We start from the raw sequence: 23,975 nt of genomic DNA, 5'->3' as shown, positions 1-23,975 counted from the left end.
CTCATCAAATTAGGGAGAGGGTTCGTCATGGACGCCGAGGTTGTGGTGATCGGGGGCGGCCAGTCGGGGCTGGCCACGGCGTACGCGTTGCGACGGCAAGGGCTGACGCCGGTGATGCTGGAGGCCGCCGACCGGCCGGCCGGGTCGTGGCCGCGCTACTACGACAGCCTCACCCTGTTCTCTCCGGCCCGCTACAGCTCGCTGCCGGGCATGCCGTTCGGCGGGGACCCGGACCGCTACCCACACCGTGACGAGGTGGTCGACTACCTCACCGCCTACGCCGACCGCCTGGACGCCGACATTCGCACCGGGGCCCGCGTGGCGGAGGTCAGCGTGGAGGGCGAAGGGTTCGGCATCACCCTGGACGACGGCAGTCGCTTCGCCACGCGGGCCGTGGTTGCGGCCAGCGGAACCTTCGGCAACCCCTATCGGCCCCCGCTGCCCGGTCTGCAGGGTTTCACCGGGACGGTGCTGCACGCGGCCGACTACCGCGCCCCCGAATTGTTCGCCGGCCAGCGGGTCATCGTGGTCGGGGCAGGGAACTCCGCGGTGCAGATCGCCGCCGAACTCGCAGCAGTGGCGAGGGTGACGCTGGCCACCCGCGCCCCCGTCCGGTTCGCCCGCCAGCACCTGCTCGGCCGGGACCTGCACTTCTGGCTCACGGTCACCGGGCTGGACACCGCGCCCCTGGGCCGCCTGCTGCGCACACCTCCGACTCAGCCGGTCCTCGACGACGGCCGCTACTGCTCAGCCCTGAACTCCGGCGCCCCGGATAGGCGTGCCATGTTAACCGAGGTCGGAGACGGCAAGGTCACCTGGGCGGACGGCACCACCGAACAGGTGGATGCGATCGTCCTGGCCACCGGTTACCGCCCTGATCTCCCCTATCTGGCAGGGCTCGGCGCGCTGGACGCGGCCGGGCGTCCGCTGCACCGCGACGGCGCCTCACTCACTCACCCCCTGCTCGCCTACGTGGGACTGGAATGGCAGCGCAGCCTGTCGTCCAACTCGCTGCGCGGGGTGGGACGGGACGCCGTCCGCACCGCCCGGCGGCTGGCCGCCCGCCTGCGCCGCTGACCGGCCTGCAGTCGCCACCGGACGAGTGGACTGGGTTGGCCCTCACGTGTTGGTTCGATGTGTGTCAACATAGATGCATGTCGAATATGCGGACACTGCCGGTGCTGGAGCCCGATGTGGCGGTGCCGTGCTGCCCGCCGCTCACCGAACGCACGCTCACGGCCGCAGAAGCCGAGCGGACGGCGGCGATGTTCAAGGCGCTCAGCGACCCCGTGCGGCTGCGCCTGTTCTCCGCGGTCGCCTCCGCGCCCGGCGGCGAGGCGTGCGTATGCGACATCTCCGATGTCGGGGTGTCCCAGCCGACCGTCTCCCACCACTTGAAGAAGCTGAAGGAGGCCGGTCTGCTGGCCTCCGAGCGGCGGGGCACGTGGGTGTACTACCGGGTCGAGCCCAGCGTGCTGGCCGGGATGGGCCGGCTGCTGACCGGCGCCGCCCCCGCCTGAGAACCACAGCCTGGGCCTGTATGCGGCGAGGCTGCTCCGGACTTACCGGAGTGGCCCCCGTGGCGTCGACGGGGGTGTCTTGTCAGGGGGTGGCAGGGGCGAATCTGCGACGCCACGCGAGGGAGACGTAGACCAGCGCCAGCAGCACGGGGACCTCGATCAGCGGTCCTACGACCCCCGACAGGGCCTGGCCGGAGGTGACGCCGAAGGTGGCGATGGCCACGGCGATCGCCAGCTCATTGAGCGCCACCAGGACGGCGGCGGCCTCGCGGTCGCCGCAGGCCAGATCGTTCCAGATGATGACCATGGCGATGCAGCGGGCCAGGCCGACGATGATCAGGCCGGTGCGGTATTCCGGCAGGTCCGGTAGGAAGATCCACGCCAGGGCGAACATCACGGCCGGGCCGACGACCCAGTTGATGACCAGTGAGGAGATCATCAGGCGGCGGTCGCCGGTGACGGCGTCGAGCTTGTCACAGCGGACCTTGGCCAGCACCGGATACACCATGATCAGCAAGCCGAGGGCGATCGGCAGGGAGATCCCGCCGATCGCGACCTTCGACAGCACGTCGTTCAGGCCCGGAACGGCGCGGCCCAGGCCGAGACCCAGGGCCATGGCGGCCAGGATCCACACTGCCAGGAAGCGGTCCAGCAGCGACAGCTTGCCCACCACGCCCCCGGACGCGGCGAGCGCGGGCTCGGTGGCCGTCATGGGCAGGACCTCTTCCTGTCAGCGGCGGCGGTGGCGCGGGCGGTCTCGGCCAGTTCGGCGAACTGACCCGCCAGAGAGGCGATGACGTCAGGCTTGAGCCGGTAGTAGGTGAACCGGCCGCACGGCTCGGTGTCCACCACCCCGGCGTCTCGCAGCACCTTCAGGTGGTTGGACAGGTTGGTCTGCCGCGCGCCGGTCTCGGCCACCAGGTGCGTGGTGCACAGCGTCTCCCGGGCGAGCAGGGTCACGATCTGCAGCCGCAGGGGTACGAGCTGATCTTCCCGCTCGTCAAACTGCGCTTCTACTGGTTCGACCTCGACACCGTCCGCGAGCGATACACCGGCGACCGCGCGTTGTCCCGCCGCTCTCGGCACGGCGGGATGAAGCCCAACGCCATTCAGACGCCCAGGCCACCGGTCGGCAAGTACAGCCTGGAGGAGTCAGGCGGCGCACCGCACGGCACCGCTATCCGCCCCACCGGCCGCGCCCATGATGCGGCCAACTCGAACGGCCGCAACCCCGGCGACATCTGGAGCATCTCGACCAGGCCCTACAGGGCGGCCACTTCGCTCCGTTCCCGATCGACATCCCGCTCCGGAACAATAGTTCGTTACATTTGTTTCACGTACTGTTCGGCCGGATGAAATCTTCGCTTGTCGCATGGTGGCTAACGCTCCGGGTTCGCCCACGCTGGGGCGTCGCGCCCCGTACAGCACGTCCAGCTGCGGAAACAATGGAAACCAATGTGATCGAAGCCACATGAGCGCGGATATCTGCCGATCTCGCGGCACGGCCGGGCCGATTGTGATGAAACCGCTTTCATCGATGCGCGACACGCCGATTTTCTGATCGCGGACTCTGCCGAACAACACGGATTTCGCAAATTTCAGAACTTCGCGGAAAAACTTAGCCTGTTTCGCGTAGTGATCATCTCGACCACTCGGGAGACAACCCTTGCGAAGTTCATCCGTGGCCGCCGTCCTCACGGCGGCCGCCCTCCTCGGTCCGCTCGCCGCGTCCGCCGCGGCGCAGACCGTGCCCCCAAGCCCCTCGACTCCCTCGGCCTCCTCCGGCACCTCCGGTCTTTCCGCGGCGACGGGAGCCGCCGCGGCGCCGGAGGCCGGAGACCACACCGTCACGCTCGTCACCGGCGACACGGTGCGTGCGCGTCTGGAGAGCCACGACCTGCGCGTCCTGTCGGTCGAGCCGGGCGAGGGCCGCACCGGCGTCACCTTCGCCGTCACCGACCGGGGCGACCAGGTGTCGGTGGTCCCGTCGGACGCGGCCTCCCTCATCCGGGCGGGCCGGCTCGACCCCCAGCTCTTCGAGCTGGGCACGCTGATCGCGGACGGCTATGACGACGAGCACAGCCAGGCCATCCCGGTCATGACCACCTACCGCAAGAGCGCGACCTCGGAGAACGCCGAGCGGGCCCGGGCCGTCTTCGACGGCGCGGCCAAGCGGCGCCTCGCATTCCCCCGCCTGGGCATCAGCGCGCTCGCCATCGAGAAGAAGGCCGCGCGCGAGGGCTGGCGCGGCCTCACCGGCGGCTCGGCCAAGCCCTCGGGCCTGCAGGGAGGCGTCACCAAGTTGTGGCTCGACGGCAGGGCGACGGGCGGCCTCGACCAGAGTGTCCCGCACATCGGCGCGCCGACCGCGTGGGCGAGCGGGTATGACGGCAGCGGCGTCAAGGTCGCGGTGCTGGACAGCGGCTACGACACCGACCACCCCGACCTGCAGAACCAGGTCGTCGCCTCCGCCGACTTCACCGGCAACGCGAACGGGGTCGAGGACGGCAACTCACACGGCACGCACACCGCCTCCACCGTCGCCGGGACCGGCGCCGCCTCCGGGGGCCGCTACAAGGGGGTCGCCCCCGGCGCGGACCTGGTCGTCGGCAAGGTCCTCGACGACGGGAACTTGGGCTACGACTCCTGGATCATCGCGGGGATGAACTGGGCGGTCGGCGAGCAGGGTGCCAAGATCGTCAGCATGAGCATCGTGAGCGACCCCGCTCGCGTCGACCACCCGATCGCGGCGGCGATCAACAGCCTGACCGCGGAGTACGACGCGCTGTTCGTGGTCTGCTCGGGCAACTCCGGGCCCGGCACGTCCACCATCAGTTCCATCGGCGTCGCCGATAAGGCGCTGACCGTGGGCGCGGTGGACCTGAACGACACCGTGGCGGACTTCTCCAGCCGGGGCCCGGTGGGGGAGCAGGGCCTGAAGCCGGACATGACCGCGCCCGGCGTGAACATCACCGCGGCCGTGCCCGGTGGCGGCTACGGCGCGAAGGACGGTTGTTCGATGGCGACCCCGCACGTCGCCGGGACGGCCGCGCTCGTCAAGCAGCGCCACCCCGCCTGGGGCGCGCAGCGGCTGAAGGACGCCCTGATGGGCACGACCGTGGCCGCGGCCGGCTCCAGCCCCTACGCGTACGGCACCGGCCGGGTCGACGCGGCCCGCGCGGTGAGCCAGCAGGTCACGGCGAACCCGCCGAGCGCCGCCCTGTCGGTCACCGCCGCCCAGCCCACGGCCACGCAGACCGTGACCTACACCAACGACGCCGCCACGCCTGTCACGCTGGGCCTGGCCGTGTCCGCCACCGGCTCCACCGGCGGCACGCCCGCCCCGGCCGGCCTGTTCACCCTGAGCGCCAACCAGGTCACGGTGCCCGCCAACGGCACCGCTCAGGTCACCGTCACCCTGCACCAGGTCGACGCCGCGAACAGCCTCTACGGCGGTGTGCTGACCGCCACGTCGTCCGGCGGCGCCTCGGTGCGCACTTCGCTCGGCGGGCACCTCGAGGCGACCTCCACCTTCACGACCACCGTCCGCGTCCACTACGACCCGGGCGCCGGCAACCGGATCACCCTGCGCGGCGACGCGCCGCTGAGCTGGACCGGCGGGCAGAACTGCGTCAGCAGGTCGGCCGGCCTGTGGGAGTGCGGGATCAACGTCCCCATCGGGCAGCAGTTCTACTACAAGCCCCTGATCAACGACGGCCTCTGGGCCGCCGGTGCCAACTACCGCGGCGTCGGCGGGCAGATCTACGACGTGTACCCCACCTTCCCCTAGGAGACTGAGGAACCCCCGGCCGGGCGTCCCGCCCCGCCGGGGGTCTTCGTGTTCACAAGCCGCGCGGCGCGTCCGGGTCGGAGTCGCCGCCGCGACACACGTGTGACCGCCGCCCGCGAGGAGCGCGCCGGCTCACGCCGCTCCGTCACGAGCGCGGTGATCCGGCCGACCAGGCCGGGCATGTCGGCGTCCGGCGCCGGGTCGAGCTGCCAGCAGGCGAGTTGCACGGACGCCTCGACCACGGCCTTCACCCGATCGCGCCGGCGGTCTGTGAACGCGTCGAACACCGGCCGGTCGAGCCGGTCGGCGGCGAGCAGCAGCTCGGCGAGGACGGCGGCGTCCTCCAGGCACTGGGCCGCCCCCTGGGCGAGGGTGGGCGGGCAGGCGTGCACGGCGTCGCCGATGAGCACGACGCGGCCGCGGTTCCACGGACGGTCCACCAGGAGCGACTCGAACCACGTGTAGTTGATGCGCTCGGGGTCGGTGATGTCCTTGCGGATCTCGTCCCACGCCCCGCCGTATCCCTCGGCGAGGGCGCGCATGTGTGCGACCTTGTCGCCGGCCGCCTCACGCGGGCGGGCCTTCTCGACGAGGTAGGCGTACATGGTGTCCGGGCCGGTCGGGCAGTATCCGGCGGTGAAGCAGGGGCCGCCGTAGACGAGGTCGGTGCGCTCGATCCCGGCGGGACGGCGGGTGTGGACACGCCAGATGCCCAGGCCGGTCGGCCGCGGAGCGGCGTCGATCCCGATCAGCCCGCGCACCGCCGAGCGGATGCCGTCGGCGCCCACGACCAGGTCGTACGTGCCGGTGGTGCCGTCGGACAGCCGCACGCCGACCCCGTCGCCGGTGTCGGCCAGCGCCTCGGCGGTCACCCCGGAACCTACGCCTGGCGGCAGCCAACCGGGGGATCTGGAAAGCCAGCGAACTGCGCCGACTGCTCGCCGAGCGCGGCGTGGAGATGAGCGTGGGGAAGCTGTCGGGGCTGTGGTCGGGCCAGCCCAATGTCCTGCGCCCTGAAGAGCTGGACGCGTTCTGCGCCGTGCTCGGCTGCGAGATCAGCGAACTGATCACCGCCGGACCGGAGAAGGCACCCGTCCTGCGGCCGAGTACCCAGCAGACCGGTACGGCGGTGGGCCAGGCGGGATCGGAGGCGGGTCCGGCCCGGGTGGTGACGCCGAAACCGAGGTCGGGCCGCTCATTACCGCCGCGGTGACGGAGCCGACGGCAGCCCCGACTGCCGACGCATCCTGCCGGACATGCCAAGGCCCAATCGAACCGAGCGCCCACCGGCGAGGCGGTCGCCCTCGGCGACACTGCCACTCATGCCGCCCCTCCAGGACGCAGGCGCGGCGGGCTGGTGACATTGCCGATGGCATAACCGCACCATGCCGGACGTGTTTCTGAGAACAAGATCAACGGGGATTGGACCTCACGAGTGATCGTTACCGCGCGCCGTGTAGCGCCAAGATCCGGTCCGATCCTCCCCAGAGGCCTGCCGCCAGGCGTGGGCTCCCCAACTGGCGTCGCAGCCATGGTTCGAGGAGCTCTATCCCGGTGAGTGTCCGGCCTGGTCCTGGTCGCCCTGGGCATCCGCTGATCACCGATCACCCGCTGACCGATCCGGCGCTCAGCCGTCCTGCGCGCGCTGCCGGGCGGCCGAGTGGATGGCGCGCATGTAGGGGAGGTCCAGGGCGCGGATCTCCGGGCTGAGCTCAACGAACGGCAGAAGGGCGGGATGGCCGGGGTTGCGGGTGAGCGTCCACGCGGTCCAGGCGTCGTGCACATCGGAGGCGGTGACCTGCTCGCCCTTGGCCCGCATCAGGACGGCGTACAGCAGGAACAGCCCATCCGACTCCGGTGGTGGCTGGGCCGTCCGGTCCAGATACCGCCGGATCAGCGCGGCGTCGTCGCTGAGGTAGCTCACTGCCACAGTCTTCCCACGAACATGAGGGTGTGCAACGCGGCGAACACCCACGGGATGGCACGTTCGCTCATCCCGAGTTCGGCGTAGCGATTCCGCCACGTGCGGACGGGATCGCGCTTCAGATGCTCCCACTCGTCGGAGAACGCCTTCACTGGCAGATTCTCTTCGATCTTGTTGATGACCTTGAACTTGGCCGCATTGAGGTCCCGGTAGCTGCGCAGTTGCAGCCACCACGTCGCCGACAGAGCGATGCCGGCCAGCATCACGACGAGTCCCACACCCCACGGGGACCTAGCCAGATTGGGCGCCGTCACGGCCAGCACCGCGATGAAGGTGGTCTGCACGGTGAGGAAGAACGCATTGGCCGACCCTCGGCGCGCGGACAGCCGGTCGGCCATTTCCACGGCCAGCTTGTACAGGTCGAGCACGGCCGGCGCGACGTCGCGCTGAGTATTGTCCGGATTCATGCGCCGTCGACCTGGTACAGCGTCACCAGCTGAGTGGACTTGCCGTCGCTGTCGTAGCTGACGGAGGTGAAGGCTGTCCTGAACTCGGGGTTCTCCGGCTGCATGATCGGGAAATAGACATGCCCGTCCGGATGGCTGATGAAGGGTAGGTTGAGCGCGAGCATCGTGTGCAGGACATGGTCGCGGGTGGGGAACAGGTCCAGAGCGCGGTCGGCGTACTCATCCGCGGTCGGAGGGTAGGCGGGTACGAAATACCCCTTCCAGTCTCGGGCTTCCCGGGCCGTTTGAATCAGGTCCTCCGGACTGGACCCATCCGGGCAGGTCAACCGCAGCACGAATTCCTGGATCAGCTCTCGCTTGTAGATCTCGGCGTCTTCGCGCGATATCGCGAGCGGGCTCACTTCCATCTCCCCGGCCCCCTGTCCGTCAACGGCAAGCGACTGCAGGACGAGCATGTCGGTCCGGCCGATGCGGGAAACCGTGGGGCAGATCGTCATCTTGGTCGTCATGATGCAGAGCGTGACGTCGAAGAACTTATTGATCGCGATCAGCAGTCGCGCGTAGGGCGTCATGTTCTGGCGGGTCAGGAACTCCGTGACCAGCATCTGCTTGAGCATCGGCTTGTCGTCGGGCCGGGTCGTTCCACACGAGCCGAAGTGCTGGAACACCGCGGCGATGTTCTGCACCTCGCGCAGCTCCGGCTTGTAGGTGTGGCCAAACGAGGTCCGAATGGAGACGACCGTGCCGAACATGCGCCGGTAGATGGACGAGAGTAGGAACTCCAGGTCAGTCCGGATGTCCTGCTGATCGGCGAAGAAATGCACGTTCGCCGTGGCTGTTTCCCCGTCCCAGCTGGAGTCGCGTGTTGCCGCGAACGCTTCGAAGAAGCACCAGGCGCGCTCGATGTAGTCCCGGTAGCCCTCCGACAGGATGATCACCTTGTCGCAGGTGCCGAACAGAGTGCCCAGCGCGTTGATCTCCCGCTGTTGCACCAGGTCCTCGTCGGGGGTGCGCGGCTCCTGTGGCACCGCGCTGTAGTCATAGAAGACCAGGCAGTCGGCGTATCGGGCATCGAGGGCCGCCAGCTCTCGCAGGCGCCCCTGAATTTCCCGGAGCTGCCGGCCCTGGGGATCCGGATGCCCGGTCTCGATCCATCGATGCGACACACAGACCACCGGGCGGCCGCCTTCATCACCGGCCAGCACATAGTCCGCAGCGGTCAGATCCTGATAGCGCTTGATCCGGCTCCAGGTGGCAAGAACTCCCGCCGGAACCAGCTTGATCGAACTCCGGGCGATGAGCTCCTCCCCGGTGGGAGAATTCACGGTCGGCGAATAGGTGAAGTACACGATCCTGGAGTCGGTGGAATCGGGCTCCATTTCGGCGCCGGAGCGCCGGGAGGCGATCTTCTTCCACAGCAGGCGCGCCACCCCGGCGGTCAACGCCCCGGCCATCAGCGCGATCTTCACCTTCGGCTGCTGCTTCATTCGTCGACCGCCCCTCCGGGCCGAACGATCCTGGCTCACAGGATCGCAACCGTGAGCCGGATCGTCCATAGCTGGGGTGCTACCGGAATACAGCGGACATGGGTCACGCCGGAGCGTTGACTGTACAGAGCCCTCGTTCTGTGCCGCCGTCTACGTACCTTCCGCCTCTCCTGCCTCCCTCGTCCACCAGGCGAGGTTGCGCCGGGTGGTCAGGATGTCGGGGTGTTCGGCGCCGGGACGCGTTCGCGGATGCCTACGACGCCGCCCACCACCGCTGGCAGAGCTACTGCGCGCAGGCCGGCGTCGTGATCGGCATTCTGGGAGTGTCTGGTTCATCCAAGCGACTTGCGGAGCTGCTTGCGGCTGGAGGTCGGATCGAGGAACTTGCAGCGCAGGCAGAGGCAGGAGATTATTATGCTTTAGAGCAGATCGTTGCGGTAATGAAGCAAAATGGAGAGCCGGACCAGGCAATAACAATGTTGCGAAGGCAGGCGTAATCCGGAAACCAGCTTGCTGTCGAGCAGATGATTCTCCTGCTAGAAGAGTAGACCGAGAGCGTGAAGTCGGGATTTCAAACATCCTCGAACCGCTCGATCGGGGATTGTGGCTTTTCTGTTGGACCGCCCAGGTGTTATCAGGAGTCGCCCTCCCGTACGGTGCCGCCCAGTGACGGATGTCTGTCCAGCGTGTCACCGCATTCGCCGGTCCTCTGGCCGCGGGAGCGCCTCGTGTTTGAACGGGACTGCGAAATCTACGCCGTAAAGGACGCCGATGCTGAGCGGTGCATCTTGATCGACAACGCATCCTCAGCGGGGAGCCGTCGCAGACGCCCGTCGAGGCCTTCTTCGCCGCCGACCCCAGCGCGTACGAGCAGGCCGAGAAGGTGCGATGCCGGGCCTGGGTGGTGGGTCGTTAACGGCGGAGTTCGAGGTCGGGTTCGTTGGCGCCGACGATCTGGAGGTCTGTGCCTCCTTGCTGGACTCGGCAGAGGTGCGCTTTGAGCTGGCCAAGCCGGTACGCAGGTTCCCGTCGTACAAGCGGCAGCGCAACCTCCGGGTCTGTGGTGGTCGCCGACAGCGGATGGCGACAAGCATGATCACCGTGCTGGTCGCTCGCACCGTGAGTTCGGGATCAGTTGCTGCACGAGTGCGCTGGTCGTTGTCTTGCCGACGCCGTGGGGTTCCGTTGAGCCATACGATCGCGGACCCGACGCTAGCTACTCGGCATCGGCGCGCTGCACTTCCTCCTTCACCCCGGGGAAGCACTCACCGCATACACGATCGTGGGCCTGGTCGTTCTTCTGCCGCTGAGTCGCCTCGGTGGCCGGGCGGCGCTCGTGACCGGGCTGGTCCTGTTGATCCTCGGGGCGCAGGCGGTCATCGGGTACGGGCTCATTCCGGGACTGCTGACCATCGGCTACGCCCTGGCGAGGGACCGCTGCGCGGCATCGACAGCACGGACGACTTCCCGGCGATCGTCGGGCTCACGATGGGAATCCTGATACCGCAGGCGGTGGAGCCGGCTTTGGTTGCTGCGGTTCCGATACGGCCTGGCGGAATGGGCATGGCGATGCCTGACGTGGTGGCGGTGGGCGCCGATCCGCCGGACCTGGCCGGTCGGCTGACCGCCGGCTGCCGGCCGCCGCGGCGAGTGCGGGGGGTTGGGCAACCGGCCCGGCGGTCAGATGCGCAGGAACCGCAACACGGCGAGGACGCGGCGGTGGTCGGCGTCGGTCGGGGGCAGGTCGAGCTTGCTGAGGATGCTGGTGATGTATTTCTCGACGGCGCTGTGACTGACCTTCAGGCTGTCGACGATGCCGTGGTTGGAGCGGCCCTCCGCCATCAAGCGCAGCACCTCCAGCTCGCGGGGTGTGAGCCGGTCCATCGGGTCCTGGCGGTGGCGAACCAGCAGCTGCGCGACCACCTCGGGGTCCAGGGCGGTGCCCCCCGCGGCCACCCGGCGCAGGGCCGCGAGGAAGTCGGACACGTGGGCGACCCGGTCCTTGAGCAGATATCCGACGCCGCTGGTTCGCACGGACAGCAGGTCGGTGGCGTAACGCTCCTCGACGTACTGCGACAGCACGAGGACGGCGACCGCGGGAAACTGGTGCCGGATGACGAGGGCGGCGCGGATGCCCTCGTCGGTGTGGGTGGGCGGCATCCGCACGTCGATCAGGGCCAGGTCGGGACGGTGCTCGGCGACCGCGCGCAGCAACTGCTCGGCATCCGCCACCGCGTCGACGACGTCGAACCCGCCGTCGGCGAGCAGTTTGGTCAGACCCGCGCGGAGCAGCACCGAGTCCTCGGCGATCACGATCCGCACGGCAGCTCCACGGTGACCGTCGTCGGCCCGCCGGCCGGGCTGTGCAACGCGAACGTCCCGTCGACCGACGCGGCGCGCTGAGCGAGCCCGCGCAGCCCCGTGCCGCCGACGAGTGTGGCGCCGCCTCGGCCGTCGTCGGTGACGACGACGCGGAGCCGGTCGGCGACGCGGTCCACAGTGACCTCGGCACGGCTCGCGTGGGCGTGCCTGGCGATGTTGGTGAGAGCCTCCGAGACGACGAAGTAGGCGACCGCCTCGACGCCCGGCGAGCAGCGACCTGGCACGCTGACGGCCACCCGCACCGGGACAGGTGCGCGGGCTGCGATGCCGGACAGCGCCGCGTCGAGGCCACGGTCGTCGAGCACCGCCGGGTGCAGGCCGCGGACGAACTCCCGCAACTCGGCGAGGGCCTGTGTGGCCTCGTCGTGGGCCTCCACGATGGCCTGCCGGGCCGGTGCGGGCAGGTCGGTGAGGTTGGCCCGGGCCATGCCGAGATTCATCGCCAGGGAGACCAGCCGCTGCTGGGCGCCGTCGTGCAGGTCGCGCTCGATCCGGCGGCGCTCGGCGTCGGTGGCGGCGACGACCTCGGCGCGGCTGCGCGACAGCGTCTCCACCCGCACGGACAGCTCCTCGTTGCGGCTCGGCCCGAGCAGCGCCCGGGCCGCCGCCGTGTCGGCGCGCGCCACGACGCGGGCCACCCACGGTGCGGCGACGAGCGCCGGTGCCGCGAGGACCAGGTAGGCGGGCTCGGCCCAGGCCAGGAGAGTCGCCGACCAGCAGACCGCCACCGCGGCAGCGCCGGACACCCCGATGAACAGGCTGAGCACGTGGTAGCCGAACTGCCGCCACCACCCGTGCGACGGCGTGATCTCGACGTCGAGCAGCGCCCGGAACCGTCGGCGCTGAACCGCGGACAGGCCCCGCACCACCCGTGGCAGCGACAGCGTGGCGGTTACGGTGAGCACGACGAACAGGGTGGTCAGCGCGACGTCGTCGCCGGAGGCGTACAGCAGGCTCCAGATCGCGCTGTAGCCGACGCCGACCGGCAACCCGCACGTCAGCGCGAAGGCGGCCACGCCGAGCGGTAGCCCGGCCAGCGCGTGGAGGGTGGCACGCCAGGTGCGCGCCGGCCAGAGGGCACTCAGCACCCTGGGGAGCGCACCGCCGCGCCGGGGTACAGCCTTTTCCACCGAAGTCACGGGATCAACCTAGACCGGCCCGCCGGCGCGGGTCATGGTGCTACCCCACCCGCGGAGGTACGGGTAACCCCACCCCGAACCGGCTGCCCGCCCCACCGACAGCGCGTCCGGATCCCGGCAGGGTGATCACCGTTCACCCCGCCTCCTGAGGAGTCGCACCATGCCCGGACTCGCCCCGGCCCTCACCCGCCGGTCGCTGCTGTCGGCCGCTGTCCTGACCGCCGGCCTCGGCGTCATCACCCGCGCGCCGGCCGCCGCCCGGCCACGATCGGCCGCCGAGGGGTACACGCTGCCCATGCCGACCGGCCCTGAGCAGCTCGGCACCGTCGCGCTCCACCTCGTCGACCGCACCCGTACCGATCCCTGGGTACCCGGCCGGCCGGTTCGCGAAATCATGATCCAGATCTGGTATCCGGCCCGGCACATCCACGGCCACCCGGCGGCGCCGTGGCTGTCGCCGGGCGCGGTGCCCCACTTCTCCGAGGTCTTCGGCCTGCCCGCAGAGAGAGTCCGAGCGACGGCCACGCACGGCCGGGCCGGCGCACCGGTGCACGGCGGCCGTCCGGTCGTGCTCTACTCGCCCGGTCTGGGCGGCGACCGCGGCACCAGCACCGTCCTCGCCGAGGAGCTGGTGAGCCACGGCTACATCGTCGTCGCCATCGACCACACCCACGACGCCAGCGAGGTCGAGTTCCCGGACGGGCGGGTCGAGGTGGCGGCCATCCCGTCCGACATCGACGAGCGGATCATCGCCCGGGCCGTCGCGGTTCGTGCGGCCGACACCCGGTTCGTCCTCGACCAGCTGGCCGTCGTCAACGCCGGTGGCAACCCCGACGCGGGGAACCGCCGGCTTCCCGTCGGACTGCGGGGCGCATTCGACCTGAACCGGATCGGCATGTTCGGCCACTCACTCGGTGGCAGCACCGCCGCCGCCACGATGCACCACGACCGGCGGATCAAGGCCGGGGTCAACCTGGACGGCACACTCGTCGGCGCGGGCGCCGTCGCGGGCTCCGACCGGCCGTTCCTGCTGCTGAGCAGCGACCACGGCACCGACCCGGAGGACCCGACCTGGGACGCGTTCTGGACGAGCCAGCGGGGCTGGAAACGTGAGCTGAGCCTGACCGGCTCGGTCCACGGCTCGTTCAACGACGGCCAGGTGCTGTACCCGCAGGCCGCCCCGGAGATCGGCCTCACCCCCGAGCAGCTCGCCGGACTGGTCGGCACGCTCCGCCCGCAGCGTTCCGTCACCATCCAGCGCGACCACCTCCGGGCCTTCTTCGACCAGCACCTGCGGGGCCGGCGCAGCCGGCTGATGTGCGGCGCGGACCCGCGCTATCCCGAGATCCGTTTCGTCCGGTAACGCCGGTCAGCCGAGCGGGGCGTTCATCGTACGGTCGAGCAACACGTCCCGGGAGCCGGCGCCGTCGCCTGCCGCCCATGCCCGCATGGCGGCGTTGGGCCAGGCCACGGCGGAGGCGACGAGGGCCCGGGGCGCGGGGTCCCGATCGGCGGGCAGGTCACCCGGCAGGTGGGCGGCGACCAGCGGGACGAGCAGCTCCCTCCCAGGCCTGCTGCTATCCCCGGTGGCGGGCCGCCATGGTCGGGTTGGCCTCGATCATCCGCAGGAAACGCCGGGGAGTGCTTGGCGGCGTCGCCAGTGTGACCAGTGCAGGATCTCCTCGATCCGGTGGTGTCGGGTGCGGGTGAGGACGGCCGGCAGGCGGCGGATCTCGGGCATGGTCAAGGGGAGATGGCCTTCGTCGCCGTCGGGCTGGGATGCGGCCAGGGCCGCGAGGAAGGCCAGGGCGAGCATCGCCAGGGTGGTGTGGCGATACCAGCCGTCCCAGCTGCGGACCTGGTAGTGGTCAAGCCCGACCTGGCCCTTGGCGGCCTGGAAGGACTCCTCGAGGGTCCAGCGGGCACCCGCGATGCGCACCAGGGTGGCCAGTGGTGTCGGCCGTGGTGCGTGGCAGCGGTAGAAGGCCACTTCCCCGGTCGTGAGGTTGCGGCGGATCAGCAGCCAACGGTGACCGCTGCGGTGGGTGCCGATGCGGGTCCATGGCTAGGCGTACCATCGGTGCCCTTTGGCGCCGCGTCCGGCGCTGTAGAGGTGCCAGTGGGTATCGGGGACGTGCGCGGTGATCGCGGCCTGCCAGTCGAGGCCCTCGCACCGCACCCGGGCCGTGCCCGCGATCACCAGCACATACCCGGCCTGCCACGCTTCCAGCAGCCCGCGCAGGCGCGGGTCCTGGCCGTAGACCTCATCCATCGCCGGCTCGGGCCGAGGCCGGCGTGCTGGCGATCAGGACACTGAGGCCAGTCGAGAACGGCGTGTCGACATGGAGGCCGGGATGGGTCAGTTCTTTGGCCACCCGTCGTCGATGTGGCCGGTCTCGGTGAGGGTGCGCCAGTCGGCGATCAGGGTTTCGGCCGAATCGATCCGGTTAACGGTGTAGTGATCTCCGCGGTACCAAACGCACAGGGCGACACGCTTCCCGTCGTTTTTGAAGTCCCGGCTGACGGTCACCTTCTTCCACTGCTCCTTGATCTCTTCCGAGGTGGTGGTGACCTTCAGCTCGTGTTCGTAGGAGGAGCTGACCGCGGAGGAGAATCCCTCGTAGGAGAACGCGAGGTCGAGGCTGACGCGGATGTTGGTGGTGTCCTCGACCACCTGCTGGTTGCGAGTGGTCAGCCCGATGTAGGCCTCTTCGGTCTTGGTGTAGTTGCTGTTGCCGGCGTGCTCGTAGTACAGCACCTGCTGCCAGTAGCCGTAGCGCCGCACGATGTAGTACGGGCTGTGCTTGGCCTGCCACGTGGTGTCCTTACCGGGCTCGTTGATTGCCAGGTAGGGGATGGCGACCTGGCCGATGAGGACCTCGTCGGTGCGCATCCTGGGCTGCTGGAAGCCCTTGAGCCGGTCCACGTCACCGATCTGGGACGGGTCGGTGTCGATGTGCGTCAAGTTCTCGACCTTGGGCAGGTGGTTGACCCTTTGGAGGGTGAACCGGGCCAGGACTTCATCGTCGTCCCCGACGACCAGCGGTGGGTCGGCCGCCCTCTTGCGGCGGGCGTACAGGCTGGTGCTCGCGTTGGTGATCTCGTAGCCGACGCCGTTGCCGACGATGGCCCAGTGCGTGAGGGTGTTGGCGGCCCAGGTTCGCTGCTGGCCGGAGGTCTCGATCACAAGGTTCGTGTCCGCGGCGCTGCTGAGGTTTTCAGGCATCACCAGCTCGCCCCGGTTTGCGTTGACGATCCAGTAGATGGTGCGTGCGCTGTTGATCGGCATCAGGTGGAAGTAGTTGGCGGCCTCGGGCTTGGCGGCCAGGTCGAGTAGGCACTTGGGCAGCTCGGGCCGGTACACCCGCACGTTGTTCCCGTCGGCCTGCTTGATCAGGTAGATGCCGCCCGGCTTGAGCGTGGCGCCGGAGGGCTGGGAGGTGTCGTAGGTCTGGTCGGCTGTCGTCACAGCGCGCTCCTTGGAATGAAGGATCACAGGGAGGCTGGCCTTGCCGCGACCCGGACCGGCCCCCGGGAGGGGGCGGTCCGTCCCCGGCGGCCTGATCTGGCCGGCAGGAGGCTCCAGAACAGGCCGCGGGGGATCGCCGCTGCGGGACCGGGTCGGTGATCTGCCTGGGTGAGAGCCGATAGGCCGGCGGATCAGTCGGGTGCCGAGACCGTTGCGGTCACGGTGGCGTTGTCGCCGTTACCACCGGTGTAGTAGGTGTCGAAGACCTGGTCGGTCTGGTCCCAGTCGTAGCTGTTGCGTCCCGTGTAGGGGTTGTCCCAGTGGAAGCGGATCCGCTTGCCTGACTGGGTGCAGTTGCTGGCCAGATAGCTCACCGCGGCCTCGGTGCCGGTCATGAATCCGTCGGACTCGGTCTCGAAGTTGTCGCCGGCGCCGGGCTGAATCGTCCGCGCGGGGTGTTTGACCCAGATTCCGTGGTCCAGCTCCTTGTCGCGCAGCGTCAGCACACATTTGGTGGTGTTGTTGAACGTGACGTCGACGCTGCGTGCCGCGCGCTGCTGTCGTGCCACCGGGTCGGGGGCCGACGCGGCTTGTGCGGCACCAGGAACCGCCGCAAGCCCGGCTCCCAGCGCCGCTACGGCGGCCAGGCTAACCCAACGGGTCATCGGATGCTCCTCTCCTGAGACAGGATGTCTTTGACCGGACGTCGCGCAAAGGCAGACCGAAATCGTCCTTCCTTCCCGGGTGGGCCGACTGGCGATCTTCAGTAGTCTGTACTCTGCGTAATCGACTTTTTACTCACCGTATTCACATGTCCTCCTCCCGGCAACGACCGATCCGCCACTATGCCCTTACCAAGAGACGACACCGCCACCGCCCGGAGTTCGTGCACGAAGGAATCGCCCCTCGCGTCGTGGCCCTGTGCTCATTTCACGTATTGGCACCACGGTGCGCAGATCGTGTGCCGAGACCGCGCTGGCGTCTCAGCACCCTGGTGCTCGAATGTGGTCGGCAGCGGCCGTGGCCTTAGTTCACCGAGAAGCTTCCGGACCCCGGTGTAAGGTGCGCGCCGTAGCCGGGCTGGACCGTGATGCCCGGGGTGAGGCAGAACGGGTCGGCGTACACGGCGACGGGGGCGTCGGTCTGGTTGTCCAGGGAGTGGGCGGTGATGCGCAGCTTGTAGCAGCCGGTGGGGTCGGTGTAGATGTCCAGCGGTTGGTGCTCGGTGGAGAAGACCACGACTTGGCCGGTGGCGGCGTGGGCGGGCATGGCCGTGCCCAGCAGGCCGGCCAGGGCGCACCCGGCGGCCAGGGTGACGAGCGGGAAGCGAGTTCTCATGGGGCTCCTGTCATCTGTCGGCGGCGGGAAGGCCGTCGGCTGACGGGCCTTCATCAGGACGTCACCACTCAATCACAGACAGCTATTATTTGACTACAGTGGGTAATTGAAACGTGACGCCCCACCGCGACCACAAGACCCATATGAAGACCGTGCTGCACCGCGCGTCGAGTACCGTCAACGCCCATCTCGCCGAGTTGCACCACTTCTTCGCCTAGCTCGGACTCGACCCCGCCGTCGTCCGCCGCGATAGCGCCCCAAGCTCGCGCCCCGCGCCTAGACGCCCGCCAGCAGAAGCGCCACCAGCGCGCCGTCGAACGCCGCCCTCGCCCGCGCCATCGGCCGGCTGCTGTTCTACTCCGGCGTCAACCTGCCCGCCGGTCTTCGCCGCGGTCGTGGCGGCCCGGTTGATCAGCTCTTCGATCTGCTGCTGGCCGTTGCCGACCTTGGCCGCCCACAATTTCTTGCCATCGGCGTCGATTGCCACCGCGTGATGGCTGGCCTTGCCCGCGTCGATACCGATCCACACATCCGGCGCCGACACTCGGCTCGTCCTCTTGTTCCTGGTCGAGCCCATGGACGACCCCGCTGTCGAATGCCTAAACAGCGACGATCCGCAGTAGATCTCATTCAGCGGCCAGGGCGTCCAGGGCGACGAGGCGGCCACTCCTCCCGAGCCACAACCGCAGCAGTAAGCCTTCACCACACCCCGTCGCCCGGGGCATCCAGAGCGACTCACTCCAGGCAAATCGATCTTAGGGAGTAAGCTTTGTCGGCGGCGACCGCGCCGGGCCGGGTGCCGCGACGGCCGACGTGCACCCGGACGCGTACTTTCTTGAGCACGGGGATGAACTGCGGGCTGCCGGCGGACTGTCCCGCGGTCACGACGAACGCCAGCGGGCGGCACTTGCGGTCCGCGGCAAGGTGGATCTTGTTGGTGTGCCCGTCCCTGGAGCGTCGAGCAGGGCAGCTTTCAGCCGGAGCTTGCGGCCAAGAGCGCTCCATGTGGGTCCCCTGGGACGGCACGGGCGCGATCAACTTCACGGCCGGTGGCAAGAAGTACGACTTCTACCAGAAGCAAGGCTGGATCACCGGCACGATCGACGGCGTCAGCCATGCCTTCATCCAGCAAGGCGGCCGGATCTTCATCGCCTTCGCCGCCGACGGCAGGCCGTTTTTCGGCAAGGTTCCCAGCCGAACACCCGGACCGGCCGGCACCCGCGCCCCGCCGGGCATCCTGCGGCGTGGGCGGGTGGGCCTCACGCGGACTTCTCCGGGATCGATACTGGTGTGGCTCGTCGGCGGATGGAGCGCCGCGCGTGCAGCGCTGGCCGCCGGGTGAGTTCGATGACGGTGCCGTCGAGGACTATGTGCGGGCTGTGGAACGGATCAGGTCTGGCTCCTTGGGCGTGCCCGCGTTGCAGGGCTGGGTGCCGGGATTGCGGTAGAGGGCCAGCAGGCAGCGGCCGAGCGCCTGCTGGCCGAACGCGTTGGGGTGCATGGCCTCCTGCTGGTGTCCCTGGCTGATCTTCGCGCCGGCGGTGCCGTACCGTACCCATTCCATCGTGTCGCCCAGTTTGGCGGCGTCGTCCAGCGGGCCGGCTTGGCTTGTGCCCTGCTCGCACAACGCGTGGCCCTCCACGGCGCCCAGCATGCTCAGGAACTCCGCACCGGTCGCGGTGGCGACCCGCCGCAGCATGGCGTCGATCGCGGGTGCCAGGGTGTCGTGCATCAGGTCGAAGTCGGCGTCCCACAGCGGGCAGCCGCCCACGAGCGTACGCGTGGTGGCCTTGCCGCCGCCGCCCTCGCCGTAGCGCACCCGGGCCGAGGAGGGCACCGGAGAGGGATAGGACTGCAGGATCAGCCGGTATCCGGCGGAACGGGCGGGCGCCTGGCTCATCACCTGGCGGATCTCCTGAACCGCCAGGGTCACCTGCTGCTCCACCGCCGGTAGCGCATCGAGAAACCGATCGCCCTCGCCCGTCGAGGCGCAGGAGCGCCTGTCGCCCGCCATGTACATCGCGGCGCAGCGGCGCAGCATCCCGGACAGGTTCAGGTCGTTGCCGCCGATCGACAGCACGACCACCTTGACCTGCTGGGTGGCGGCAACCTGCGCAAGCAGTTCGGCTTGGGAGGCGGTGTTCTCCTTGAACGCCTCGTCGATGACATGCCGCGTCTCCGCCCCTGAACAGGCCAGGTTGACCGGGGTGAGCCCGGCCTGGCCCAGCCCGGTGATCTCGGCCACGTCGGAGCGGTGACATCCTGTGCCCTCTCCGTGCACGGCCGTGCCGTCATACACCCGCTGGGGGTCGTAGTAACAGATCAAACGCTTGCGATAAGCGGCCCGGTCGGTTCCGCCGCGGGTGCAGCCCGCAGCGGCGGACACCGTACTGTTGCCCCACCACCGGCCTGCCTCGCCGGAGATGAAGCTGTCCCCCAAGGACACCGCCACCTGCTCGGCTGCCCGGGCCTGGGCGGGTGCGGGAACGGCCAGGGCCGTGGCGCTCAGCGCCAGGATTGCCAGAACCCGACCGGCATGCCCGGCACGGCGCACGTGGCGGGGGCGGCGGGGGACGGCGGGAACGCTGCGGGGATGGTGCGGGACGGTAGCGCTCACTGCTGTTCCTTTCACGGTGCGCGGGAGACGCCTTTTGAGCCGGCCTACGGGGCGTGGAAGAACGCATCCGTATGCCTGACCTCGGTGTTCGGGGGAGCGCGAGTACATCCGCGACCGCACCCTGGGAGGCCACGAGTTCGCGCGCAGCCGCGGCAAGACCACCGGCGGCGCCGCCATCACGGACGGCGCCATGCTCCCCGTGGCCTTTCACCTGCGCGAGCAGAACCTCAGCCTGCGTGACAGTGCCGCCCAGCTTGTGATCACCAAGGGCAAGGAGAAGGGCCGGCACCCGTCCTGCGCATGCTCCGCGAGCACGACGCCACCGCGGCGTCGGTCGAGGGCTGACCAGTCTGTCGGTGCGACCCGGACGGCCACACCAGCCGCTCCGCGAGGGGTCGTGATGGCCAGGGCGGCCGAATCCGCGCGCTCAGGAGAAGACGACGGAGCGCAGCAGTAGGCGCTCTGAAGCGCCTGCGCCGGGGGGCAGGCTGTAGAAGACATCTCCCATACAGCCGGCCTCGAGGAAGACCGTGGCCGTTGAGTCGGTCAGGTTCTTCGGCGCGTAGGCGGCCGACGTGCCGTCAGGGCCGGCCCCCTTGATGTCGATACATCTCCCGCTCTCGGGGTCGTTGATGAAGCCAACGGCGTCGTACCCGTCGGCGGTCTTGTAGGAGTAACGGAACTGGCCTGTGGCGGCCGATGCGAAGCCGGGAACCGCCAGAACCAGCATGAGGGCGCCGCTGGTGGCGGCCACGGCAGAGTGCAGACGCATGGATCCTCTTCCCGAAACAACGACAACACTGTGCGTAATCATTAGGTCACAGTAAGTGTTGGTTGTCGAGCGCCTGCCTCGCCCACGGGGGACGGGACGGCCCCGGCATACGCCGCCGCGCCCGCACCCCGGGCCCACCTTCGGGCGGTCCCCTCCCGGTCCGCCAGGCACTGCCGCCCAAGGTGCTGGAGTACTGCCGGGGCGCCCCCGGGGTAAGGCGATTCCGTCCTTCCGGGAAGCCTGTGTCGTCGATCAGCCAGGCCAGCAGGGCACGCTAGGCCCTGTCTTCAATGTGATCTAGCCTTCACCCGCATGCTGCGGGCCCTGCAAGCCGGCGCCGACGCGCGCGGCGACATCGACTGGCTGGTCGCGGTGGACTCCACCATCGTGCGAGCCCCCCAGCACGCCGGGGGCGAGAAGGGGGGCGTGACATCACCGCCGGGGGCCGCCGTCGGCTGGCGTGGGCCAGGCGCCGCAGGTAGTGCCATGCCGTCCGCCGGCGTTCGCTCAGGGGACTTCGGACGCGGCCGGCGTGAACGCGCGAAGCGCCAGGGTGACCGAGTCGGTCCGCCGCGCGGTGCCCCACATCCACTCGACGCTCGCCTCACGGCGCCGGGCGGTCAGCCAGCGATCGAAGATCCGCTTCTCGACAGCCCGCCGGGTCTCGTCGTCGAACACGGCCGGCCGGACCGCGAGCACGCAGGCGACCACCGGCTCCCCTCCGGCCCCGTCGAGGACGTCCCCGGCCCCGGCCTCGGCGGCGTCCGGTCCGAGGTCGCAGCGGTACGTCAGCGCCAGGCGGACGTCCGCGCCGTGCTCGAACGCCTCGGTGGCGGCCGCGGCCAGCAGATCCTCGGTCGGTGCGGACCGGCCCGCCTCCCGGAGCCGGGCGACGCCGGCCTCGGCGTCCTCCGGGCGGGCGTACCGCGCTCGCACCACACGCAGCCGGTCGAAGTCGCCCGGAGCGGCGGCGAACAGCCCGGCCGCGTCGCCGGTCACGCGCCGGCGCAGTCCGGCGATGGCGGCCTCCTGGCGGACGAGCTCCTCCAGTGCGGCGTGGTCGAGCCCACGTTCCGTCATCCACTCCCGGGTGGCCTCCACCGTGAGCAACCCCCGGGCCCGGCGGAAGGCGTCCACGGCGTTCTGGAGGTCCTCTGCGGACAGCTCGATCGGGTCGCGCTCCAGCTCCTGCTCGACCAGGGCGGCGTTCACCAGCCGGACCGCCAGGGAGGAGTCGCCCCAGAGCCCGTCCAGCACGGCCATGGCCTGCTCCATCTTGACGTCCACGCCGTCGACGCGGACCACGACCTGCTCGTCCGCGTTGTGGCTGCCGCGCAGCGGCCACGGGATAGCCCGGGCCGGCGCGAAGGCGACCGATACCGTGCCGTCCGGCGCGGAGATCAGCATGTCGTAGTGGCGGCTCCCGCCGGGGTGGTCGCGCTGCCACACCAGGCGCATGGGCACGCCCGGGTGCTCGGCGCGCAGGCCGCCCAGCAGCCGTCTCGCCTCGGCCGGCTCCACGTCGCCGATTCGCCGCAGGAAGGCCAGGACGTCGGTCAGCAGGTGGTCGGAGAAGATCGGCACGTCAGGCTCCTTGGAGGAGGTGGTCGCAGACGGCCTCGCTGATCGGAAGGCCGGTGAGGTACTCCACCCACAACCACTGCGCGTTGGGGTTCACCTCGAGGAACACGTGGCGGTCGTCCGGGGTAAGGATGAGGTCGATCGCGCCGTACTCAAGGCCGAGGCGCTCCATGAGGGCGAGGCAGCGGGCGGCCACCTCGTCCGGCAGGCGGTGCGGGCGGTGCGGGGTGACCCGGGTGTCGTAGCGCCGCCAGTCGACGCTGGACCGGTTGGACACCTGAGAGTGGATCTCGGCGGCGAATATCCGGCGGCCCACGATGGTGACGCGCAGTTCCAGCCGCTTCGGCACCTGCTCCTGCACGATCATGGGGCAGAACCGCAGCCCGTCGGCGTACGCCAGGTCGCGTGGCGACACGGGATCGCTCAGCCGCGTCACCGTGAGGCCGTCTCCGACCCCTTCGATGAAGGGGATGTGGAACGACTTGGTGATGATCCGGCCCTCGTGCCGCTCGTGGAAGTCGAGGAACGCCTCCGGGTCCGTGGTGATCAGGGTTTCCGGTATGGCGAAGCCGAGCTCGGCCGCGAGGGCGAGCTGGGACGCCTTCTGGCCGGACCGGCGCCAGACCGACTCGCGCGCGGGCAGTTGCGGGCACGGCAGGTGCTCCCACAGGTCCCCGAGCAGGCTCTGACACTCCTTGCCCGCATGCGCGGCGACCGCCGGGTCGGCTATTTCGGGGTGCGGCGTGGGCGGGGTGGGGCGGCGCCACCACACCGCGGTGACCGTGTCGAGGGCGATCTCCTGCTTCCCGTCGCGCAGGACGCGCCGCAGGAGGCCGTCCGCCGCGTACGTCAGGTCCACCCGCCAGGTGACGGGGAAGTCGCCGGGGTCGAAGACGGTGACCCGCGCTCCGCGACCGGTGAGCATCGCGCCCACCCGATCGGCGTGGGGGTCGTCCGCACCGGTGAGGATGAGGACGTGCGGCGAGGGCATCGCGGGGCCTTTCGTGGTCGTCGGGGAGGGTGGGAGCACCGCCGGGGTGCTCCCACCGCCGGTGCTCAGAGGGCGATGTCGTCCCAGGAGCACATGTTGTTGGCGTACGAGCCCGTGTTGTACTCGGGCCACATGCCGCCGCTGATCCCCCGCAGGGACTCCTCGTCGAGCTCGGCGCCGATCGCGTCGATGTCGGTGAGTACGGTTCGCGCCGTCATGTCGATGTCTCCCTTGTCCTAGCAGTACACGTCGTCGCGGGTGCCGGCCCAGCCGGTGAGGCTGAACGCCCCGTCCGAGTACATCCCGCCGTTGATGCCCTGGAGCCGGCTCTCGTCCAGCTCGCTGCCGATCTCCGAGATATCGCGCAGTTCCGTGCGCGGTGCCTTGCCCATGCGGGCCACCTCCTTTTCCCGGGGAGCCGGGCGGCTCCCGTGCTGCCCAGGCTCGACGGAAGATCTTGTGATCGCCTTGCGGGCAGGCTGAGCATGGCTTGCGGGC

At 69.6% G+C, this 23,975-nt stretch carries 25 protein-coding genes and 2 pseudogenes; 7 read left to right on the top strand and 20 right to left on the bottom strand.

Translation table 11 applies throughout. The features are described 5' to 3' along the window. Window positions 1-27: 27 nt before the first annotated feature. Together ACWEQG_RS21235 and ACWEQG_RS21230 are read left to right on the top strand one after the other, a co-directional pair. Window positions 28-1,077 carry a flavin-containing monooxygenase gene (locus tag ACWEQG_RS21235; protein WP_452286974.1) on the top strand — a complete coding sequence of 350 codons (1,050 nt, stop codon included), beginning with the start codon at window positions 28-30 and terminating at the stop codon, window positions 1,075-1,077. A 77-nt stretch (window positions 1,078-1,154) separates the two neighbouring features. Next, a complete protein-coding gene (locus ACWEQG_RS21230) occupies window positions 1,155-1,520 on the top strand; it encodes an ArsR/SmtB family transcription factor (protein WP_452286972.1) in 366 nt (121 codons plus the stop codon). Window positions 1,521-1,602: 82 nt separating this feature from the next. Here the strand turns inward: ACWEQG_RS21230 and ACWEQG_RS21225 are convergent, their stop codons facing one another. Both ACWEQG_RS21225 and ACWEQG_RS21220 read right to left on the bottom strand, forming a co-directional pair. Next, the gene (locus ACWEQG_RS21225; protein ID WP_452286970.1) at window positions 1,603-2,232 is read right to left on the bottom strand and encodes an arsenic resistance protein; all 630 of its coding nucleotides are present in this window, start codon (window positions 2,230-2,232) and stop codon (window positions 1,603-1,605) included. Continuing rightward, on the bottom strand, window positions 2,229-2,489 hold the full coding sequence (locus tag ACWEQG_RS21220; RefSeq protein WP_452287275.1) for an ArsR/SmtB family transcription factor: 261 nt from the start codon (window positions 2,487-2,489) through the stop codon (window positions 2,229-2,231). The genes ACWEQG_RS21225 and ACWEQG_RS21220 overlap by 4 nt, the downstream gene beginning before the upstream one ends. A 697-nt stretch (window positions 2,490-3,186) precedes the next feature. Here ACWEQG_RS21220 and ACWEQG_RS21215 point away from each other — a divergent pair. Next, window positions 3,187-5,310, top strand: coding sequence for a S8 family peptidase (locus tag ACWEQG_RS21215; protein WP_452286968.1), 2,124 nt, complete (start codon window positions 3,187-3,189; stop codon window positions 5,308-5,310). On the opposite strand, the gene ACWEQG_RS21210 is transcribed toward ACWEQG_RS21215, so the two are convergent. Further along, a complete protein-coding gene (locus ACWEQG_RS21210; RefSeq protein WP_452286966.1) occupies window positions 5,307-6,182 on the bottom strand; it encodes an FAD-dependent monooxygenase in 876 nt (291 codons plus the stop codon). The genes ACWEQG_RS21215 and ACWEQG_RS21210 overlap by 4 nt on opposite strands. Before the next feature lie 14 nt (window positions 6,183-6,196). Here ACWEQG_RS21210 and ACWEQG_RS21205 point away from each other — a divergent pair, with 14 nt between their 5' ends. Beyond that, on the top strand, window positions 6,197-6,523 hold the full coding sequence (locus tag ACWEQG_RS21205; RefSeq protein WP_452287273.1) for a helix-turn-helix domain-containing protein: 327 nt from the start codon (window positions 6,197-6,199) through the stop codon (window positions 6,521-6,523). A gap of 414 nt (window positions 6,524-6,937) precedes the next feature. Here ACWEQG_RS21205 and ACWEQG_RS21200 read toward each other — a convergent pair whose 3' ends face one another. Genes ACWEQG_RS21200 through ACWEQG_RS21190 form a run of 3 tightly spaced genes read right to left on the bottom strand, consistent with a single transcriptional unit; the run spans window position 6,938 to window position 9,188 of the window. Then, the gene (locus tag ACWEQG_RS21200) at window positions 6,938-7,234 is read right to left on the bottom strand and encodes a DUF7701 domain-containing protein (protein ID WP_452286964.1); all 297 of its coding nucleotides are present in this window, start codon (window positions 7,232-7,234) and stop codon (window positions 6,938-6,940) included. Continuing rightward, window positions 7,231-7,701, bottom strand: coding sequence for a RipA family octameric membrane protein (locus ACWEQG_RS21195; RefSeq protein ID WP_452286962.1), 471 nt, complete (start codon window positions 7,699-7,701; stop codon window positions 7,231-7,233). Before ACWEQG_RS21195 ends, ACWEQG_RS21200 begins: the two co-directional genes overlap by 4 nt. Beyond that, complete coding sequence (locus ACWEQG_RS21190; protein WP_452286960.1) at window positions 7,698-9,188, bottom strand: hypothetical protein; 1,491 nt, start codon at window positions 9,186-9,188, stop codon at window positions 7,698-7,700. The genes ACWEQG_RS21195 and ACWEQG_RS21190 overlap by 4 nt, the downstream gene beginning before the upstream one ends. A 781-nt stretch (window positions 9,189-9,969) precedes the next feature. Between ACWEQG_RS21190 and ACWEQG_RS21185 the strand changes: the two genes are divergently transcribed. Then, on the top strand, window positions 9,970-10,104 hold the full coding sequence (locus tag ACWEQG_RS21185; protein WP_452286958.1) for a hypothetical protein: 135 nt from the start codon (window positions 9,970-9,972) through the stop codon (window positions 10,102-10,104). Window positions 10,105-10,868: 764 nt separating this feature from the next. Here ACWEQG_RS21185 and ACWEQG_RS21180 read toward each other — a convergent pair. Both ACWEQG_RS21180 and ACWEQG_RS21175 read right to left on the bottom strand, forming a co-directional pair. Further along, window positions 10,869-11,510 (bottom strand): response regulator, encoded by a 642-nt coding sequence (locus ACWEQG_RS21180; protein WP_452286956.1) that lies wholly within the window; start codon window positions 11,508-11,510, stop codon window positions 10,869-10,871. Then, window positions 11,498-12,658 (bottom strand): sensor histidine kinase, encoded by a 1,161-nt coding sequence (locus ACWEQG_RS21175; RefSeq protein WP_452286954.1) that lies wholly within the window; start codon window positions 12,656-12,658, stop codon window positions 11,498-11,500. Before ACWEQG_RS21175 ends, ACWEQG_RS21180 begins: the two co-directional genes overlap by 13 nt. A 211-nt stretch (window positions 12,659-12,869) precedes the next feature. Between ACWEQG_RS21175 and ACWEQG_RS21170 the strand changes: the two genes are divergently transcribed. Further along, a complete protein-coding gene (locus ACWEQG_RS21170; protein WP_452286952.1) occupies window positions 12,870-14,072 on the top strand; it encodes an alpha/beta hydrolase family protein in 1,203 nt (400 codons plus the stop codon). Between the two features lie 255 nt (window positions 14,073-14,327). Here ACWEQG_RS21170 and ACWEQG_RS21165 read toward each other — a convergent pair. The 6 genes and pseudogenes from ACWEQG_RS21165 to ACWEQG_RS21140 all read right to left on the bottom strand — a co-directional run. After that, window positions 14,328-14,978, bottom strand: a pseudogene (locus tag ACWEQG_RS21165) (IS701 family transposase); the annotation flags it as partial. 90 nt (window positions 14,979-15,068) lie between these two features. Beyond that, window positions 15,069-16,178: a hypothetical protein gene (locus ACWEQG_RS21160; protein ID WP_452286949.1), complete on the bottom strand. Its 1,110-nt coding sequence runs from the start codon at window positions 16,176-16,178 to the stop codon at window positions 15,069-15,071. Between the two features lie 191 nt (window positions 16,179-16,369). Beyond that, a complete protein-coding gene (locus tag ACWEQG_RS21155) occupies window positions 16,370-16,843 on the bottom strand; it encodes an aegerolysin family protein (protein ID WP_452286947.1) in 474 nt (157 codons plus the stop codon). 361 nt (window positions 16,844-17,204) lie between these two features. After that, the gene (locus ACWEQG_RS21150; RefSeq protein ID WP_452286945.1) at window positions 17,205-17,516 is read right to left on the bottom strand and encodes a hypothetical protein; all 312 of its coding nucleotides are present in this window, start codon (window positions 17,514-17,516) and stop codon (window positions 17,205-17,207) included. 214 nt (window positions 17,517-17,730) lie between these two features. Beyond that, window positions 17,731-18,060, bottom strand: a complete 330-nt coding sequence (locus tag ACWEQG_RS21145; RefSeq protein ID WP_452286943.1) for an IS110 family transposase — start codon at window positions 18,058-18,060, stop codon at window positions 17,731-17,733. Between the two features lie 209 nt (window positions 18,061-18,269). Next, window positions 18,270-18,505, bottom strand: a pseudogene (locus ACWEQG_RS21140) (hypothetical protein); the annotation flags it as partial. Window positions 18,506-18,519: 14 nt separating this feature from the next. On the opposite strand from ACWEQG_RS21140, the gene ACWEQG_RS21135 reads away from it, so the two are divergent. After that, entirely contained in the window at window positions 18,520-18,858 is a 339-nt protein-coding gene (locus ACWEQG_RS21135) for a hypothetical protein (protein ID WP_452286941.1), read from the top strand. 24 nt (window positions 18,859-18,882) lie between these two features. On the opposite strand, the gene ACWEQG_RS21130 is transcribed toward ACWEQG_RS21135, so the two are convergent. The 6 genes from ACWEQG_RS21130 to ACWEQG_RS21105 all read right to left on the bottom strand — a co-directional run bounded on the left by ACWEQG_RS21130 (window position 18,883) and on the right by ACWEQG_RS21105 (window position 23,869). Beyond that, the gene (locus ACWEQG_RS21130; RefSeq protein ID WP_452286939.1) at window positions 18,883-20,133 is read right to left on the bottom strand and encodes a GDSL-type esterase/lipase family protein; all 1,251 of its coding nucleotides are present in this window, start codon (window positions 20,131-20,133) and stop codon (window positions 18,883-18,885) included. Between the two features lie 427 nt (window positions 20,134-20,560). Beyond that, entirely contained in the window at window positions 20,561-20,905 is a 345-nt protein-coding gene (locus tag ACWEQG_RS21125; protein WP_452286937.1) for a hypothetical protein, read from the bottom strand. Window positions 20,906-21,412: 507 nt separating this feature from the next. Further along, window positions 21,413-22,489, bottom strand: coding sequence for a TIGR04500 family putative peptide maturation system protein (locus ACWEQG_RS21120; RefSeq protein WP_452286935.1), 1,077 nt, complete (start codon window positions 22,487-22,489; stop codon window positions 21,413-21,415). A gap of 1 nt (window position 22,490) precedes the next feature. Further along, complete coding sequence (locus tag ACWEQG_RS21115; RefSeq protein ID WP_452286933.1) at window positions 22,491-23,477, bottom strand: MvdC/MvdD family ATP grasp protein; 987 nt, start codon at window positions 23,475-23,477, stop codon at window positions 22,491-22,493. A gap of 65 nt (window positions 23,478-23,542) precedes the next feature. After that, window positions 23,543-23,695, bottom strand: a complete 153-nt coding sequence (locus tag ACWEQG_RS21110) for a hypothetical protein (RefSeq protein WP_363460747.1) — start codon at window positions 23,693-23,695, stop codon at window positions 23,543-23,545. An 18-nt stretch (window positions 23,696-23,713) separates the two neighbouring features. Further along, entirely contained in the window at window positions 23,714-23,869 is a 156-nt protein-coding gene (locus tag ACWEQG_RS21105; protein WP_452286931.1) for a hypothetical protein, read from the bottom strand. Window positions 23,870-23,975: the final 106 nt, after the last annotated feature.

The organism is Microbispora sp. NPDC004025 (assembly GCF_053604425.1).
Note: the sequence above shows the minus strand (reverse complement) of the source record. Positions and strands in the feature narration are given on the sequence as shown.